We start from the raw sequence: 17,503 nt of genomic DNA on the forward strand, positions 1-17,503 counted from the left end.
GAGCACGCAGACAGGCCGCCCGGCCCGCTCGGGCGGCTGCGCGCACGTTTGGTCGGGATGCTCCGCGCGGTGCCGATCCGCTGGCGCATCCTGTCGATCGCGGCGCTGAACTCGGCCGTGGTCGTGGTGCTGGTGGGGCTGATCTGGAACGGCACGCAGGTGCTGGGCTCGGCCTGGGGCGACGTCCGCCAGGTGCGCGAGTCCGACCGCATCCTGGCGCTGCTCGAAAGCGAGACCGGGCGCCTGCACAATCTGATCCACCGCTACATCAACCAGCCGAGCCCGGACCTGTTCGCCGAGATCCTGCTGCTGCGCGAGGCGGTGCTGGGCACGCTGACCGACCGTGCCGCCAAGGACCCGATGCTGTCGGGCTCGGTCGAGGAGCTGGAGCGCACCACCGACCGCTTCCTCAACGGCTTCGGCGAGCTGCGCAGTGTGCAGGCGACCATCGCCAAGACCTATGAGGAGCAGGTGCAGGGCCCGGCCAGGGACATGGCCGGTCTCTATTCCATCATCGAGGGCGCCACCGGCCATCGCGACGCCCTGATCTGGCCCTCGCTCGGCAAGTCGCGCGAGGCCTTCACCGCGATGCTGGTGGCGGCCAACTCCTACTATCTGTCGCTCTCGCCCGGTGCCGCCGACGACGCGCGCCGCAACACCGAGACGATCGAGAAGACCATTCCGGTCATGATCGATCTCGCCGACAACGACCTGCAGCGCATGGCGCTGCAACGGCTCGGGACCCGCACCATGGCGCTGCGCGAGGGTTTCGCAAAGCTCTCCGAGCAGCTGACGAGCCGCACCGAATTGCTGCGCAACACCATCGACGCCAGCCAGGCCGAGGCGATCGGCGCCATCGACGACCTCTCCACGAAGATGCGCCAGCGCGAGCAGAAGGCGCAGGAGACGTTTGATCGTACCCTGGCCGATATCTCGCGGCGGGTGCTGTCGATCGCGGTGATCTTCCTCGGCATCATCCTCACCGCAGGCGTGCTGATCGCGCTGTCGATCCGCCTGCCGCTGCAGCAGATCATGACCGCGATGCGCGCGATTACGCTCGGCGACCTCGACCGCGAAGTGCAGGGCACCAAGGCACGCGACGAGGTCGGCGCCATGGCGCGCGCCGTCGAGGTGTTCCGCGAGAACGCGATCGCGAAACGCGAGACCGAGGACGAGCTGCGCGCGTCCAAGGAGAAGGCCGAGAGCGCGCTGCTCGAGCTCAACACCGCGCAGCAGAATTTGATCGACGCCGAACGGCTGGCGGCGCTCGGCGGCCTCGTCGCCGGCGTCGCGCACGAGGTCAACAACCCGATCGGCATCAGCCTGACCGTCGCTTCCAGCTTCGCCCGGCGCACCGAGATCTTCGAGGCCCAGCTCAAAGGCGACGGCGGCCTGCGCCGCTCGCAGCTGGAGGAGTTCGTGCAGTCCTCGCGCGACGCCTCGCAGCAGCTCGTCGCCAACCTCACCCGCGCCGGCGAGCTGATCCAGTCGTTCAAGCAGGTCGCGGTCGACCGCTCGCATGCCGAGCGGCGGCAGTTCTCACTCAGCGAAGCCACCGACCAGATCATCGCCAGCCTGCGTCCGGTCCTGAAGCGCTCGCCGATCACGCTCCAGGCCGACGTGCCCGAGGGGCTCCTGCTCGACGGCTATCCAGGCTCCTACGGCCAGATCCTGACCAACCTCTTCCTCAACGCCGCCAACCACGCCTTTGCCGACGGCCGCGCCGGCACGATCACGATCTCGGCGCGTCCGCGCGGGACCGACGACATCGAGATCATCTTCGCCGATGACGGGGCCGGCATGACCCCTGACGTGCAGCGCCAGGCCTTTGACCCATTCTTTACCACCCGGCGCAATGAAGGTGGTACGGGACTCGGCTTGCATATCGTCTATAACCTTGTCACCCAGCAGCTCGGCGGGCGCATGATGCTGGAATCCAAGCTGGGACAAGGCACTACTTTTCGCATTATCATGCCCCGGGTCGCCAAGGGCGGCGCGCAAAGCACAGAGACTGACGGGACTTCTCAATGGCCGAACAGGACGATGTCCTCCACCTGATCGACGATACCGGTACCGCACCGGAGGACCAGAACGCACGGAAGTGGAAGATCGCCGTCATCGACGACGATCCGGCCGTGCATGACGGCACCCGCTTCGCGCTGTCCGACTACAGCCTCAACGGCCAGGGGCTGGAGATCCTCTCCGCCCATTCCGCGGCGGAAGGTCGCAAGCTGATGGCCGCGCATGGCGACATCGCCGCCGTGCTGCTCGACGTCATCATGGAGACCGATGTCGCCGGCCTCGAGCTGGTCGAGTTCATCCGCAACGAGCTCAAGAACGAGACCGTACGTATCATCCTGCGCACGGGACAGCCCGGCCAGGCGCCGGAGCGGCGCGTGATCGTCCAGTACGACATCAACGACTACAAGGCCAAGACCGAGCTCACCGCCGACAAGCTGTTCACCTCGCTGACCGCGGCGCTGCGCTCCTATCAGCAGCTCGAGCGCATGGTGCAGACGCGGCGCGGGCTCGAGATCATCATCGACGCCGCCTCGACGCTATACGACTTCAAGTCGATGCAGCGGCTCGCCGAGGGCGTGCTGACCCAGCTCGCCTCGCTGCTCAATGTCGATTGCGCCGGCATATTGGTGCTGCGCGACAATGGCGGCGTGGACCCCGAGCTCTCCGTGCTCGCCGGCAGCGGCTGCTACAGCCGCTTCATCGGCACGACCTCGTCGAAGGCGCTCGACCCCGATCTGCGGACGATGGTGGAAGCCGCGTTCCAGGGCCGCAAGAACGAATTCGCCGACCACCGCAGCGTGATCTATCTGCGGACCGGCTCCGGCCGCGAGGTGGTGGTGCTGCTGCAGGCCGAGCGCGAGCTGTCCGAGACCGACCGCTCGCTGGTCGAGATCTTCTCCAGCCGGCTCTCGATCGCCTTCGACAACGTCATCCTCTACCAGCAGCTCCAGGACGCCAACACGCAGCTCGAGGACCGCGTCGCCCAGCGTACCCGCGCGCTGATGCAAGCCAACCGCCGCCTCTCGGCGCAATGGCTGCGACTGCAGCGCGCCAACGGCTTCAAGAACGAGATTTTGGGCACCGTCGCCCACGACCTCAAGAATCCGCTCGGCGTCATCCTCGGCCGCACCGAGATGCTGAAGGAGCTGATCTCGACCGGCGCCTCGTCCGACGGCGTGGTCGCCCAGGTCGATCACATCCGCGATGCCACGAAGCGCCTGACCACGATGGTCGATCATCTGATCTCGGACGCGATGGCCGATGCCTTCGACATCACCATCCGCCGCGAGCCGGTCGACGTCGCTGCGCTGGTGAAAGAGGTCGCCGATGCCAACCACCCGCTCGCGGTCAACAAGCAGCAGGCGATCAGCGTCACGGCGCCGCCCAACATCGTCACCATGTGCGACACCGACCGCATCCGCGAGGCGATCGACAATCTGATCAGCAACGCCATCAAATACTCACCGATCGGCGGCAAGATCATGGTCGCCGTCACCCATGAGGCCAGCGATACCGTCGTCCGCGTCAGCGACGAGGGCGCCGGCCTCTCGCCGGAGGATCTCGGCCGCCTGTTCGGCCGGTTCCAGCGGCTGTCGGCCAAACCGACCGCGGGCGAGAGCTCGACGGGGCTTGGGCTTTCCATCGTCAAGCGTATTATCGACATGCATGGCGGCGAGGTGACGGCCGAGAGCGACGGTCCCGGCAAGGGATCGACCTTCACCATCACCCTGCCCGCGACCGAGTTGCCGTGATTCGAGTACCGAGATCTGAGTGATATGACCCAAAGCCAGCACATCATGATCGTCGACGACGAGGCCCCGGCCCGGGAGATGGTCGGCGATTACCTCAAGATGCACGGCTTCACCGTGACGCTGTGCGACGGCGGCAAGAGCTTGCGCACCGCGATCGACGGCAGCATGCCCGACCTCGTTGTGCTCGACCTCAACATGCCCGAGGAAGACGGCCTCTCGATCATCCGCGACCTCAAGAGCCGCATCAACGTGCCCGTGATCATGCTGACGGCGACCGCGAGCCCGATCGACCGCGTCGTCGGTCTCGAGCTCGGCGCCGACGATTACGTGGCAAAGCCCTGCGAGCTGCGCGAGCTGATGGCGCGCATCCGCTCGGTGTTGCGGCGGAGCACGCCGGTGAAGGCGGCCGAGACCGCGCCCGCCAAATCGGACAAGGATCAATTGGTGCGCTTCGGCACCAAATGGCTCGACCTCGAAGCGCAGGCCTTGCGCGACGACGAAGGCAACGAGCACCCGCTCACCGCCTCCGAGTTCGGGCTGCTGAAAGTGTTCGCGGCCAATCCGAAGCGCGTGCTGTCGCGCGAGCGCCTGCTCGAACTGGCCAATGCGCGCGACGCCGAAGCCTTCGACCGCGCCGTGGATCTGCGCATCATGCGCATCCGCCGCAAGATCGAGCCCGACCCGACCAAGCCGGCCGTGATCCGCACCATCCGCGGCGGCGGCTATCTGTTCTCGCCCGCGGGCGAGAAGGCGTAGGGCGCGCGGCACCTACCGCTGTCGTCCCGGGCTCGCTTCGCGCCCCGGAATGACGGCATGGGTGGCGCGACCGAACGCAAAGCCCGGAATTTCGTTCCCGGCTGCCCCGGGCGCTCCCCAATCCCCACCCCCGTATTTTCCGTACATTGAAATTCCACGGCTTTTCGCCCCGAATGTTTCGTCGCGGCCTGTCCGACGAAACAATTTGGCGGCGCACGAAACCATTTTTCGCTTTTCGTGCAGACGTCCCGAAACGTTCGCTGATTAACACTTTGGTCCAAGGAAACGCCGCTCGGTTGCGGCGCTACGGGGAGCTAAGTCAATGCCGAACGTCATCGCCATCAACGCCCAAGCCAGCCAGAGCATCATTGCCGCTCAGGCGACCTCGGACGACATGCTCCTGGAGAGCATTGCGGACGGCAACCGGACGTCCATGCACATCCTCTATTGCCGGCACAATGTGCGGGTTTATCGCTTCATCTTGCGCATCGTGCGTGACGCGACCACAGCGGAAGACCTGGTCAGCCAGGTGTTCCTCGACGTGTGGCGCACGGCAGGCCAGTTCCAGGGCCGCTCGCAGGTTTCGACCTGGCTGCTCTCGATCGCACGCTTCAAAGCGCTGACCGCGATGCGCCAGCGCCGCTTCGAGGACATCGACCAGGACGACGTGCGCCAGATTCCTGACGATGCCGAGACGCCCGAGACCTCGCTCGACCGCAACGACACCAGCGCCATCCTGCGCGCCTGCGTGCAAAAACTGTCGCCCGCGCATCGCGAGATCATCAACCTCGTCTACTACCATGAGAAGTCGGTGGAGGAGGTCGGTCAGATCATCGGCATCCCGCAGAGCACGGTGAAGACCCGGATGTTCTATGCCCGCAAGCAACTGGCCGATTTGCTTAAGGGCGCCGGCGTCGACCGTTTCGCTGCCTAAGACCAAGGATTTCAATGGGATAGGACCGAGGTTTCGGCCCTGTCCCCTGACACGGAAGTGTTACCGCCGACGCAATAATTGAAACAAAGCACAACATCAGGCGGAAAAACTTCCCTCCTATAAAGCTCACATACGGTTTCGTTAAACCTCCCAAGACTTCCAACGACCCGGACGGGATGCCCCCCTCCGGGTCGTTTTGTATTTGGTGGTCGCCGAGGCCCATTCTCGCCACCCAGTGAGGCGGGCACCGCTCCATCATTCCCTCGAGGGGTACCGCATGGGGACTCCCTCGATTTGTCGTGCACGGCACGATCGCGGATGGATAGACCTTTCCCGGGGCCACCCCTCTCCCCCGTCCTCCCCCGCAAGGGGGGAGGGAGCGCGCCGGCGCTGTGGCCAACAGGGCTGCCTCGCAATGCCGCCCGGCACGCCCCACACCAGGCAGCCGCCCCTCACGAAGGCGTGACGCCACGTAACAACCCGCGCAGCCATCCCGAACTGCCCTCGTGACCTCCTTCACGAGTGCCCGATGCTCGAACTTGTCTTCGCCGTCCTTGCCGGCATCCTGACCATCGCCGCGCCCTGCACGCTGCCGATGCTGCCGATCCTGCTTGGCGCCTCGATCGGGCGGGCGGGCCACTTGCGGCCCGCGATGATCGCGCTCGGCTTCGTCGTCTCGTTCTCGGCGACCGCGCTGCTGTTGGGTGCGATCACGCGGCTGTTCGACTTCGATCCGAACGTGCTGCGCGAGGCCGCGTCGATCCTGCTGCTCGGCTTCGGCCTGTTGATGCTGTGGCCGGCGCCGTTCGAATGGCTGTCGATCCGGCTCAACGGCTGGCTCGATCTCGGCAATGCCGGCGCCGTACAGCGCGAGGGTGCGCTCGGCGGCCTCGTGCTCGGCACCACGCTCGGCCTGGTCTGGACGCCCTGCGCCGGTCCCGTGCTCGGCTCGATCCTGACGCTGGTCGCGACGTCGAAGAACGCCAGCTGGGCCGGCGTGCTGTTGATTGCCTATGCCATCGGCGCAGCGATCCCGATGCTCGCGATCGCCTATGGCGGACAGGCTGCGACCACGCGCGTGCGCAGCCTTGCGCGGATCTCGCCGCGGCTGCAGCAGGGCTTTGGTGTCGTCGTGATCGCTTTCGCGGTCGCCGCCTACTTCCAATACGACACGCTGATCGTGGCGTGGCTCACAGGATTCTATCCCACCGGCCAGATCGGCCTGTGATCATCCCTCATCTTCACCGGAGGACGCTTCCATGACTTTCAAACTGCTCGCCGTCTCCGCCGCACTGATCGGCATGGCCGTAACAGGCGCCGTCATCCCCGGCATCTGCGACGAGGCCGCGCGCGCCGCCCCTGTCGTCACCGCTGCCGCGAGCCAGCAGACCGCGCCCGACTTCACCGGCATCAACACCTGGTTCAACTCGAAACCGCTCAGCATCGCCGACCTCCGCGGCAAGGTCGTGCTGGTCGACTTCTGGACCTATGGCTGCGTCAACTGCGTCAACACGCTGCCGCACGTCACCGACCTCTACGCCAAGTACAAGGACAAGGGCCTCGTCGTGGTCGGCGTGCACACGCCGGAATTCCCGTTCGAGCGCTCCGCCGCCAATGTGCAGGCCGCGCTGAAGCGCCACGGCATCACCTATCCGGTGGCGCAGGACAATGATTCCAAGACCTGGAACGCCTACCAGAACCAGTATTGGCCGGCGCAATACATCATCGACCAGAACGGCAAGATCGTGTTCCAGCACGAGGGCGAGGGCCGCTACGACGAGATCGACCGCACCGTGGCAAAGCTGCTGAACGCCAACAGCTGAGGCCGGATCGCCGCTGCCGCCGTTGTTGCTTGACTCCACGGACCCGTCCGTGGAGTTTCCCGAGCGACGGAATCAGCGCCCGCAATGGACGACGCGACCACCAGCACCGACATTCGCCTTCGCGAAGGCGCCTCGATCGCGCAACGGCTGGTCATGTCCGGCTTTGCGGCCGCCGTGGCGCTGTGCTTCACGCCGGGCCTGTTCACGCACGACACGTTGGAAGTGATCGTCTCGGTGGCCGCGCTGCTCGTCGGAGCAGCGTTCGTCGTCGGCATCATGCTGGCGCCGGCGGTGGTGTGGATCATCACACCGAACGAGATCCTGATCGGGCAACAGCGTCCGTTCGGAAAGCTCCGGACCAGGGTCGTCGCGAAAGACGACATCAGGGGATTACAGGTTCCCGGCAGCAAGCGGGCGAAAGCCCGTTTCCAGCTGGCCTTCACGCTGGCCTCGGGGGAACGCCTGACGTCCCCGCCGATCTCCGACGTCACGCATGTTCGCGACACCGTGGCGCGGATCGCCGCACAGTTCGATGTCCCCGATGTCGAGTCACCCGTCAATCCGCTCGATGCCAGCAATCCCGAGATGCGTCTCGGCGACCCCCTCGAGGCGTTTTCCGCGCGGGACATAAGGATCGTCGCGCTGATCGCCGTCGCCTTGTCCGCCGTTCCCTACGCCTACAAGCTCTGGCGTGGATGGCCGCCCAGCCATGTCGATATCCTGCTGCTGCCGCTCGGCGCGATCGCCGCATTCGCGGTTTACCGATACGCCAACCTGGTGACCGGCGCGTTCTGGATCATCCGCGAGAGCGATATCCGCGTCGAACGCCTGTGGGGCGACGGCACGCCGCGCGCCGACCATATCGAGGGGCACGACGTGAAGACGATCACCGTCGACCGCCGCGGCCGGTCCGAGGACGAGCACTGCATCGTTACGATCCGGTTGCGCTCGGGGCGACGCTTTCGCAGCCCACGAATCGGGTCGCGGATCGAGGCCCGAGCGGTGGGTGCCGAAATCGTCCGACGGCTCGGGATCGCGGCGCAGAATAACAAGATTTAGCTCTCCCCCGCTTGCGGCGTCGCGATCGCATTTGAAGGCGATCTGACAGAGTCGCCTGCGGCCATCCTTCGAGACGCCCGCCTACGGCGGGCCCTCAGGATGAGGACGGAGTGCGCGGCGACAATTTCGACGGGCTCCGATGCGTCTTAGCCTCATCCTGAGGAGACCGCGAAGCGGTCGTCTCGAAGGACGAGGCGCGCGCTCAGACCGCCGCTAGGAACTCCTGTGCGATCGTCCTCCCCCGCAAGCGGGGGAGGGAGCGCACCACCATTGCCGCGACAATCTAGGCTTTTCGCGCCATCCCCTGTTTGTGGCATTGCCCGGCCTCGTCAAAAAACCAAAGCATTCTCGTGACATACCAGCCGGGCGTGCCATGAACTTGCCACGAAGCTGCCCCTGAGTTCAGATGGTCCGAATGATTTACGCTGTGGCAGCGGGGAGAGCTTGAAATGACGGATTATCGTCGCCTGACCGGGGCGTTCATCGCGGCGCTGGGCCTGGTCCTGACCACCTCGTACGCCTCCGCCCAGCAGCCTGACCGCGGCGACGAGCCGGGCCTGGTCGCCGACGACGCCTACCAGCTCGAGCCGGAATGGCAGAAGCAGGTCGTGTACTTCCGCACCACCGAGACGCCGGGCACCATCATCATCTCGACAGCCGAGCGCCACCTCTATCTGGTGCAGCCGGGCGGGCGCGCGATCCGCTACGGCATCGGCGTCGGCCGCGACGGCTTCCAATGGCAGGGGCTCGTGAACATCACCAACAAGAAGGAGTGGCCGGACTGGACGCCGCCGCCGGAGATGATCCAGCGCCAGCCCTATCTGCCGCGCTTCATGGCCGGCGGCCCCGGCAATCCGCTCGGTGCCCGCGCCATGTATCTCGGCACCACCGTCTACCGCATCCACGGCACCAACCGTCCTGATACGATCGGCACCAAGGTATCCTCGGGTTGCTTCCGTCTCGTCAACCATGACGTCGCCGATCTCTACGATCGCGTCCCGGTTGGCACCAAGGTGGTCATCCGACAGAAGCCCGAACTCTGATCTTCCTCGCCTTAGCGAATAGTCCTTTTCCCGATTATTTCGAGAGAGCAACATGATGCGCACTTTTCGAGGCGGCCTGCTGATCGGGCTCGCCGTTGCCGTACTGGTCGGCGCCCTGGCGGTGATCTATGAGTTCTACGATACCCGCACCCTGAAGCGCACCGTTCGCCGCGGCGAGGTGCTGTGCGGCGTCAACAAGGGCCTGCCGGGCTTCTCGATCCCCGATGACAAGGGCAACTGGACCGGATTCGACGTCGATTTCTGTCGCGCGGTGGCAGCCGCCATCTTCAACGATCCCGGCAAGGCCAAGTTCGTTCCACTCGACGCCAGCGAGCGCTTCAAGGAATTGCAGAGCCGCAAGGTGGACATCCTCTCGCGCAACTCGACCTGGAGCATGGCGCGCGAGCTCGACTACGACCTCTATTTCCCGGCGGTGGCCTATTACGACGGCGCCGGCTTCATGCTGCCGCGTTCACGCAACAAGGAGACTTCGCTGGACCTGACCGGCAGCAAGGTCTGCGTGCAGGCTGGCACGACAACGCTGCTCAACGTCGCCGACTACTTCCGTGCCAACAACATGAAGTATGAAGAGGTGAAGTTCGACAAGCTGGATGACGTGGTGAAGGCCTACGACTCCGGCAAGTGCGACACGCTGAGCGCCGACGTCTCGCAGCTCTACGCGCTGCGGCTCAATCTCTCCAAGCCCGGCGACCATATGATCCTGCCGGACATGATCTCCAAGGAGCCGCTCGCACCCGTGGTGCGCCAGCGCGACGACGACTGGATGATGATCGTGAAGTGGACGCTCTACGCGATGATCAACGCCGAGGAGCTCGGCGTGAGCTCGGAGAACATCGACGAGGCGCTGAAGTCGAAGAAGCCGGAAGTGATGCGCCTGGTCGGCACCGAGGGCAATTACGGCGAGCAGCTCGGCCTCACCAAGGACTGGGTCGTCCGCATCATCCGCAACGTCGGCAATTACGGCGAGATGTACGAGCGCAACATCGGCGAGAAGTCCAAGCTGAAGATCCCGCGCGGCATGAACCAGCTGTGGAATGCCGGCGGCGTGCAGTACGCGCCGCCGATGCGGTAATAGACTTCGGTTGCAGCCACGCTCTCAATCGTCATGCCCGGGCTAGTCCCGGGCATCTACGTTTTTGAGGCACCGCAAGAACGTGGATGGCCGGGACTAGCCCGGCCATGACGGAGCTTGGGGCAGGCGCTCTCCACACTCTCAACTGTCATCGCCCGGCTTGACCGGGCGATCCAGTATTCCGAGACGTCAATCGTATGCGGACAGGCCGCGGCGTACTGGGTCGCCCGGTCAAGCCGGGCGACGACACCGCGTGTGAGGCACGTCCTCGCGCCTCACATCCACTCGCCTCAATACCCCCGCGCCCTTGCCAGCTGCTCGGTGTGGTAGTTCGCGTCGCCGAACAGCTCCTCGCACACCCTGGCGCGCTTCATGAAGAAGCCGATGTCGAACTGGTCGGTCATGCCCATGCCGCCATGCATCTGCACGCCTTCCTGCACCGCGCGCGTGGCGGTGGTGCCGGCGCGGGCCTTGGCCACGGCGACGCTTGATGCGGCCTTGGCGACGTCGGCATCGAGCGCCTGCAGCGCCTTCATCGTGGCGGCGCGGGTGATCTCGATGTCGACATAGAGTTCGGCGGCACGGTGTTGGAGTGCCTGGAATTCGCCGATCAGCTTGCCGAACTGCTTTCTGTTCTTGAGGTACTCGACGGTGCGGTTGAAGACTTCTTCGCTCAAGCCCACCATTTCGGCGGCGACCGCGCCGCGGCCGATGTCGAGCACGCCGTCGAGCAGCGCTGCGCCCTGATCGACCTCGCCGAGCACGCTATCGGCGTTGACCTCGACATTGGCAAGCTCGATCCGTGCCGCGTTGTGCGCATCGACCATGATGGTGCGCTCGATCGCAACGCCCTTGGCCTTGGGATTGACCAGGAACAGCGTCAGCCCTTCACGCTCGCCGGCGGCGCCAGCGGTGCGCGCCGCGACGATGAAGAGGTCCGCGACGTGGCCGTCGACGACCAGCGCCTTGGCGCCGGAGAGCTTGAAGCCGTTGCCGGCGCGCACCGCCTGGAGGCTGGTCTGAAGCGGGCGATGCTTGGCGCCTTCGTCGATCGCGAGCGTCGCGAGCAGCGAGCCGTTGGAAATTTTCGGCAAAAATTCCGACTTCTGCGCAGCATTGCCGCCGCGATTCAGCGCCGAAGCCGCCACCACGCTGGTGGCAAGGAACGGCGACGGCATCAAGGTGCGGCCGATCTCTTCCATCACGACACCGGCCTCCATGAAGCCGAGGCCGCTGCCGCCGAACTCTTCCGGCACCAGGAGGCCGGCAAAGCCCATCTCGGCGAAGGAATGCCACAGCTCCTTGGAGAAGCCGGTCGGGTCCTTGTTGTCGCGCAGGGATCGCAGGTGCGACACCGGCGCCTTGTCGCTGATCAGCCCGCGCGCTGAGTCGCGGAGCATCGATTGTTCTTCGGTGAGGACGAGGGCCATGTGCGTGTTTCCGATTCGAAATCTATTTTTGGTCCGTCATTCCGGGATGGCCCGAAGGGCCAGGCCCGGAATCCATAACCACGATCGGGAGTATGGATTCCGGGCTCGCGCTTCCGCCTTCGCTCTTCGAGCTTCGGCGGACAAGTCGCGCGCCCCGGAATGACGGGTGGTGAGAGCGTGCCTCACGCTCCCGGCAAATCCAGGATGCGCTTGGCGACGATGCCGAGCATCACCTCCGTCGTGCCGCCCTCGATCGAGTTGGCCTTGGTGCGCAGCCAGGCGCGCGGGCGGGCGCCCTGCCTGGAGCGCTCGCTCTCCCATTCCAGCGCGTTGACGCCGCCGGCCGACATCAGGATCTCGTGGCGGCGCTTGTTGAGCTCGGTGCCGTAATATTTCATCGCGGACGAGAACGCCGGATGCGCCTGGCCGGCCTTGGCGAGATCGACCGCGCGTTCGGCGCAAGCGGCGAGCGCGGCCTCATCGACGTCGAAGCTCGCGATCCGGCCGCGCAGCATGGAATCGTCGAGCTTGCCTTGTGCATCGGTGCCGACGGAATCCGCCGCGATCTGGCCGAGCGGCCGGCCGACGCCGCGCTCGCCCATGCCTGATATCATCGCGCGCTCATGCTGGAGCAGATATTTTGCGACGTCCCAACCGCGGTTGACCGTGCCGACCACGTGCGATTTCGGCACGCGAACACCGTCGAAGAAGGTTTCGCAGAACGGCGAATAGCCCGAGATCAGCAGGATCGGCTTGGTCGTCACGCCCTTCGAGGCCATGTCGAACAGGATGAAGCTGATGCCGTCGTGCTTCTTCGCGGCGGGATCGGTGCGCACCAGGCAGAAGATCCAGTCGGCGTAGTTGGCGTAGGAGGTCCAGATCTTCGAGCCGGTGATGACGAAATCGTCGCCATCGCTTTCGGCGCGGGTCTGGAGCGAGGCGAGATCGGAGCCGGCGTTCGGCTCGGAATAGCCCTGGCACCAGCGGATCAGGCCCGCCGCGATGTCAGGCAGGTGCTCCCTCTTCTGCGCCTCGTTGCCGTATTTGAGCAGCGCCGGCCCCAGCATCCAGATGCCGAAGCTCGACAGCGGCGGACGCGCGCCCATCCTGGCCATCTCGGCGCGCAGCACCTTGTGCTCGGCGGCGCTCAGGCCACCGCCGCCATATTCCCTAGGCCAGTCAGGCACGGTCCAGCCCTTGTCGCGCATGCGCTCGAACCAGAGGCGCTGCGGCTCTGACGCGAATTTCGTATTGCGTCCGCCCCAGAACACGTCGCTGTCTGAGGTCACCGGCTTGCGCATCTCCGGCGGGCAGTTGGCTTCCAGCCAGGCGCGCGTCTCGCTGCGGAATTTCTCAAGATCGGCGGGTTCAGATTCACTCATGGTCGTTTCCATCAATCAAAAAGACTTGTTGGGCGCGACTCTGAGCCATCGCACCGTGGAATTCAACCACTTCCGTGGCGCTGCATTCGGCTATAGTCGCCGCCACGGCGAGCTTGAAAACAAAGAGGAAATAACAATGCGCCTGAAACTACTTTCGCCTGGCGAAATGAACGAGAGCCAGCGGCAGACCTATGACGAGTCGATTGCCGGCAAGCGCGGCAAGCCGCCGGCGCCGATGATGGCCTGGCTCAACAGCCCCGACATGGCCCGTCACGCCACGCGGCTCGGCGAAGTGCTGCGCTACGACACGATATTCCCCGCCAAGCTTTCGGAGATCGCGATCCTGGTGACGGCGCGGCACTGGACTGCGCATTACGAATGGTATGCGCATAAGCGCCTGGCGCTCCAGGGCGGCATGGATCCTGAGATCATCGACGCGATCCGCGATCGCCGCACGCCTGTCTTCGACGATCCCAAGGGAAAGATGATCTACGACGTCGCGAAGTCGCTGCATGAAGGCCATGGCGTCGAGAAGGGCCTCTACGATGCAGCGGTGAAGGTCCTCAGCGAGCGCGGCGTGGTCGAGGTGATCGGGCTGTGCGGCTATTACACAATGGTGTCGATGACGCTGAACACGTTCGAGTTCGAGCTGCCGGAGGGCGAGGTGCCGGAGCTCTCATAGTTTCGTATCTGGAAACGATGGGTTTCGGGATAGGCAGGTAGCACTGTCCCGGAGCCGGCCTTATCTGGAGTTGGTCAACGGAGCAGCACCATGTCGCAAAGCCCAGCCGTCAATGCCGGCACAAGGATCGGCCACGTTCACCTCAAGGTCGCCGATCTCGATCGCGCGCTCGGCTTCTATTGCGGCGTGCTCGGCTTCGAGCTGATGCAGCGCATGGGCTCGGGCGCGGCGTTCATCTCGGCCGGCGGCTATCATCACCACATCGGGCTCAACACCTGGGAGAGCAAGGGCGGCTCGCCGCCGCCGCCGGGCACGACCGGTCTCTTCCACACCGCGATCCTCTATCCGACGCGGCCCGCACTGGCGGATGCGCTGCATCGCGTGCTGTCGGCCGGCATTGCGCTCGATGGCGCGAGCGACCACGGCGTCAGCGAGGCGCTGTATCTGCGCGATCCCGACGAGAACGGCGTGGAGCTGTATTGGGACAAGCCGAAAGACCAATGGCCGCTCGGGCCGGACGGCAAGCTTGCGATGTTCACGAAGCGGCTGGATGTCGAGGGGTTGCTGAAGCAGCGCGAGGCTTAAATACCGCTCTCTCCTCGTCATTGCGAGGAGCGAAGCGACGAAGCAATCCAGAATCTTTCCGCAGTGGCAGCCTGGATTGCTTCGCTGCGCTCGCAATGACGGAGTGTGTTAAGGCGCCGTCGCGCCTCTATGCCGTTTTCGCTTTTGGCTTCCCCCGCACCATGATCAGCGCCGCGGCCGCCACCTCCAGCGCGATACACAGATAGAACGGCAGCGCGTAACCGCCCGAGAAATCTCGCAGGAAGCCGACGACGCCCGGGCCGAACGCATAGGTCACCTGGTTGATCGCGGTGTTGAGGCTGATCAGCACGCCGAACGAGGCGGAGTCGAATTCCTGCTGCACGATCAGCGACGGCAGCGTGATGAGATTGCCGACCGAGAAGCCGAACACCGCGCAGGCCGCGATCAGCACATAGTCGTTGTGCAAATTGATGACGACGCAAAGCGCCGCCGCCTGGCTCAGGAACGACAGTGCTGCAGCCAGCCGCTGGTTGAGGCGGTCGATCACCATCGAGAACAGCACGCGGCCGATCACCGCCATCGCGGTCAGCACCGCGACCGCCACCGCCGCGCGCTCGCGGCCGATCACGGGATCGAGGAACGAGATCAGGTGCACGATAAAGCCGACCTGCGCGAACAGCACCAGCGCGAACGCAATGGTCACCGTGAGGAAGCCGACGTCGCGCAACGCCCATGCGCGGATCTCCGTCGACGATTGCGGCCTGGCCTTCGCCGTCGCGTGCCAGCCGTGAAGATCGGGCGGCCGGCCGACGAGAAGCAGGATCACCGGCAGCAGCAACACCAGCATGGCGCCGGCGGCCGCGTACATCGCGCTGGCGAAGCCGATGTGGCCGATCAGGGTCACCAGCAGCGGCACGCCGACGATGCCGCCGAAGCTGGCGCCGTTGAGCGCAAGGCTGATCGCCATGCCGCGCTTCTGGTCGAACCACAGACTGATCGTGTTGGTGATCATGGCGAGACTCGTGCCGGCCCAGCCGAAGGCGAGCACGGCATCGGCGAGATAGAGCTGCCAGGGCTCGCGCACCGCGCCGATCGCGACCGCGGCCGCCGCCATCGCCAGCGTGCCGGCGATAAGGCAGAGCCGCGGGCCATATTTTCTGACGGCCTCGCCAACGAAGACGACGAGCAGCGCACCGAACAGATAGAAGAACGTCGTGCCCGAGGAGATCAGCGAGGCCGGCCAGCCCCGCGCGCGCTGGAGCTCGGCGACATAGACGCTCTGGCCGTAGAAACCGAGCCCCCAGCCGAAGGTCGCGAGCAGGAAGCAGACCGCGACGATGCGCCAGCCTTCGTAGCGGAGCGCGGATTCGTCGATTCGGGGCTGTTGAGGATTGTCGAGCATTTGCCGCCTACTCCGTCATGCCCGGGCTTGTCCCGGGCATCCACGTTCTTTCTTCGACGTCCCGAGACGTGGATGGCCGGGACAAGCCCGGCCATGACGCAGCATCTATTATCTCACCTCAGAAAATCACTTCGACCTGGATCGAACTATCAACGCTGCTGACAGCCTCCTGCCAACTCAGATCGCATCCGGGAATTCGCCCATCGCTGCGTCCAGCCGCGCCTTGCGGCGGCGGGCCCAGGACGCCAGCGAGAGCACGGCGAGGCCGAGCACCACCGGCGGGAAAACCACCATGTTCACCGCCGACCAGCCGTAATTCGCCAGCAGCTGGCCGGAGGAGAACGAGCCGATCGCCATCATGCCGAACACCAGGAAATCGTTGAAGGCCTGCACCTTGTTGCGCTCCTGCGGACGGTGCGTCTCGAGCACCAGCGCGGAGGCGCCGATGAAGGAGAAATTCCAGCCGACGCCGAGCACGATCAGCGTGGCCCAGAAATGCATCGCGGTGAGGCCGGAGAGACCGATGCCGGCGGCCACGGCCTCCAGCAGCAGGCCGGCGGCGACGATCTTGGGCGCGCCGAATCGGGCGATCAGCGCGCCCGTGAAGAAGCTCGGGCCGTACATGGCGACGATGTGCCATTGAATGCCGAAATTGGAATCGCTGACACTGAGGCCGCACATCTTCATGGCGAGCGGCGCCGAGGTCATCACCAGGTTCATCATGGGATAGGAGATGACGCCGCACAAAGCGGCCGCGATGAAGCGCGGCTGGGTCACGATGTCGAGCAGCGGCCGGCCGCCGTGCAGATCTGCCGGTGCCGGCTTCGGCATGTCGACGCCGGCGACGATGCCCATCGCGACCAGCGCGACCGCAGCCTGCACCAGGAAGCTGAAGGCGAACAGATAGGGCGACCAGACGTCCATGGTCCATTGCACGAGCTGTGGACCGAGCACGCCGGCGAACACGCCGCCGGCCATCACCCAGGACACAGCTTTCGGCCGGTAGGCCGCGCTCGCGCCGTCGGCGGCGGCGAAGCGATAGGATTGCGCCACCGCGCCGTAGAGGCCGCCGAGGAAGGTCGCGACGCAGAACAACGCGAACGAGGCATGCAGGATCGCGAACGAGCCGAGCACGCCGGTGAGGACGCCGCAGCCGGTGCCGATGACGAAAGCCCAGCGGCGGCCGAAACGGCGCGAGATCGCGCCGGTCGGCAGCGTGCCGGCGGCAAGCCCGACGACGTACATCGACAGCGGCACCGTCGCGAGCGACATGTCGGGCGCGAGCGTCGCGCCGACGATCGAGCCGGTGGCGAAGATCACCGCCGAGTTGGCGCCGGTCAGCGCTTGCGCCGCGGCAAGGCGCACCACATTGGCACGCACGCGGGCGTCGGCAGCGATTTCGTGGGCTGTAGTCACGTCTAACATCGGCATTTCCGCCCGAGAGGACTTGTTGATTCCCGGCACTATGGAGGGGCGCGGGAGGGCGGGCAACCGGCGCAAACGGGCGCAGGCCATGCCTCTGACGCAATCGGGCGGATGATACCGGGCCTGCGCGCTTGACGGCTTGCGCTCGATCAAAT

The 17,503-nt window shown here is 65.3% G+C and carries 15 protein-coding genes; 11 read left to right on the forward strand and 4 right to left on the reverse strand.

Translation table 11 applies throughout. The annotated features are described in order from the left end of the window. The first annotated feature begins 57 nt into the window (after positions 1–57). The 9 genes from AB7Z56_RS41495 (at position 58) to AB7Z56_RS41535 (ending at position 10,481) form a co-directional block, all read left to right on the forward strand. Entirely contained in the window at positions 58–2,058 is a 2,001-nt protein-coding gene (locus tag AB7Z56_RS41495; RefSeq protein WP_223154137.1) for a sensor histidine kinase, read from the forward strand. After that, a complete protein-coding gene (locus tag AB7Z56_RS41500) occupies positions 2,028–3,773 on the forward strand; it encodes an ATP-binding response regulator (RefSeq protein ID WP_441256815.1) in 1,746 nt (581 codons plus the stop codon). Before AB7Z56_RS41495 ends, AB7Z56_RS41500 begins: the two co-directional genes overlap by 31 nt. A gap of 24 nt (positions 3,774–3,797) precedes the next feature. Then, entirely contained in the window at positions 3,798–4,529 is a 732-nt protein-coding gene (locus AB7Z56_RS41505; RefSeq protein WP_028151984.1) for a response regulator, read from the forward strand. A gap of 322 nt (positions 4,530–4,851) precedes the next feature. Next, positions 4,852–5,463: a sigma-70 family RNA polymerase sigma factor gene (locus AB7Z56_RS41510; protein ID WP_028151983.1), complete on the forward strand. Its 612-nt coding sequence runs from the start codon at positions 4,852–4,854 to the stop codon at positions 5,461–5,463. Positions 5,464–5,992: 529 nt separating this feature from the next. Beyond that, a complete protein-coding gene (locus AB7Z56_RS41515; protein ID WP_063979953.1) occupies positions 5,993–6,691 on the forward strand; it encodes a cytochrome c biogenesis CcdA family protein in 699 nt (232 codons plus the stop codon). A 31-nt stretch (positions 6,692–6,722) separates the two neighbouring features. Beyond that, positions 6,723–7,286: a thioredoxin family protein gene (locus AB7Z56_RS41520; RefSeq protein WP_283017826.1), complete on the forward strand. Its 564-nt coding sequence runs from the start codon at positions 6,723–6,725 to the stop codon at positions 7,284–7,286. An 84-nt stretch (positions 7,287–7,370) separates the two neighbouring features. Then, positions 7,371–8,345 (forward strand): hypothetical protein, encoded by a 975-nt coding sequence (locus tag AB7Z56_RS41525; protein WP_063979955.1) that lies wholly within the window; start codon positions 7,371–7,373, stop codon positions 8,343–8,345. A gap of 449 nt (positions 8,346–8,794) precedes the next feature. Further along, entirely contained in the window at positions 8,795–9,388 is a 594-nt protein-coding gene (locus AB7Z56_RS41530; RefSeq protein WP_028151979.1) for a L,D-transpeptidase, read from the forward strand. Positions 9,389–9,443: 55 nt separating this feature from the next. Then, positions 9,444–10,481: an amino acid ABC transporter substrate-binding protein gene (locus AB7Z56_RS41535; RefSeq protein ID WP_063985936.1), complete on the forward strand. Its 1,038-nt coding sequence runs from the start codon at positions 9,444–9,446 to the stop codon at positions 10,479–10,481. 290 nt (positions 10,482–10,771) lie between these two features. Here the strand turns inward: AB7Z56_RS41535 and AB7Z56_RS41540 are convergent, their stop codons facing one another. Beyond that, positions 10,772–11,911 (reverse strand): acyl-CoA dehydrogenase family protein, encoded by a 1,140-nt coding sequence (locus tag AB7Z56_RS41540; protein WP_063979956.1) that lies wholly within the window; start codon positions 11,909–11,911, stop codon positions 10,772–10,774. Between the two features lie 182 nt (positions 11,912–12,093). Next, a complete protein-coding gene (locus tag AB7Z56_RS41545; RefSeq protein WP_063979958.1) occupies positions 12,094–13,293 on the reverse strand; it encodes an acyl-CoA dehydrogenase family protein in 1,200 nt (399 codons plus the stop codon). A 136-nt stretch (positions 13,294–13,429) separates the two neighbouring features. Here AB7Z56_RS41545 and AB7Z56_RS41550 point away from each other — a divergent pair, with 136 nt between their 5' ends. Beyond that, the gene (locus AB7Z56_RS41550) at positions 13,430–13,975 is read left to right on the forward strand and encodes a carboxymuconolactone decarboxylase family protein (protein ID WP_063985937.1); all 546 of its coding nucleotides are present in this window, start codon (positions 13,430–13,432) and stop codon (positions 13,973–13,975) included. 90 nt (positions 13,976–14,065) lie between these two features. Continuing rightward, positions 14,066–14,560, forward strand: a complete 495-nt coding sequence (locus AB7Z56_RS41555; RefSeq protein WP_063979959.1) for a VOC family protein — start codon at positions 14,066–14,068, stop codon at positions 14,558–14,560. A 127-nt stretch (positions 14,561–14,687) separates the two neighbouring features. On the opposite strand, the gene AB7Z56_RS41560 is transcribed toward AB7Z56_RS41555, so the two are convergent. After that, positions 14,688–15,923, reverse strand: coding sequence for an MFS transporter (locus tag AB7Z56_RS41560; protein WP_063979960.1), 1,236 nt, complete (start codon positions 15,921–15,923; stop codon positions 14,688–14,690). A gap of 177 nt (positions 15,924–16,100) precedes the next feature. Continuing rightward, on the reverse strand, positions 16,101–17,348 hold the full coding sequence (locus tag AB7Z56_RS41565; RefSeq protein WP_063985939.1) for an MFS transporter: 1,248 nt from the start codon (positions 17,346–17,348) through the stop codon (positions 16,101–16,103). Positions 17,349–17,503 lie beyond the last annotated feature (155 nt).

Origin of the sequence: Bradyrhizobium sp. 482_C4_N1_8, from assembly GCF_052075965.1 — a bacterium.
Taxonomy (GTDB): domain Bacteria; phylum Pseudomonadota; class Alphaproteobacteria; order Rhizobiales; family Xanthobacteraceae; genus Bradyrhizobium; species Bradyrhizobium barranii.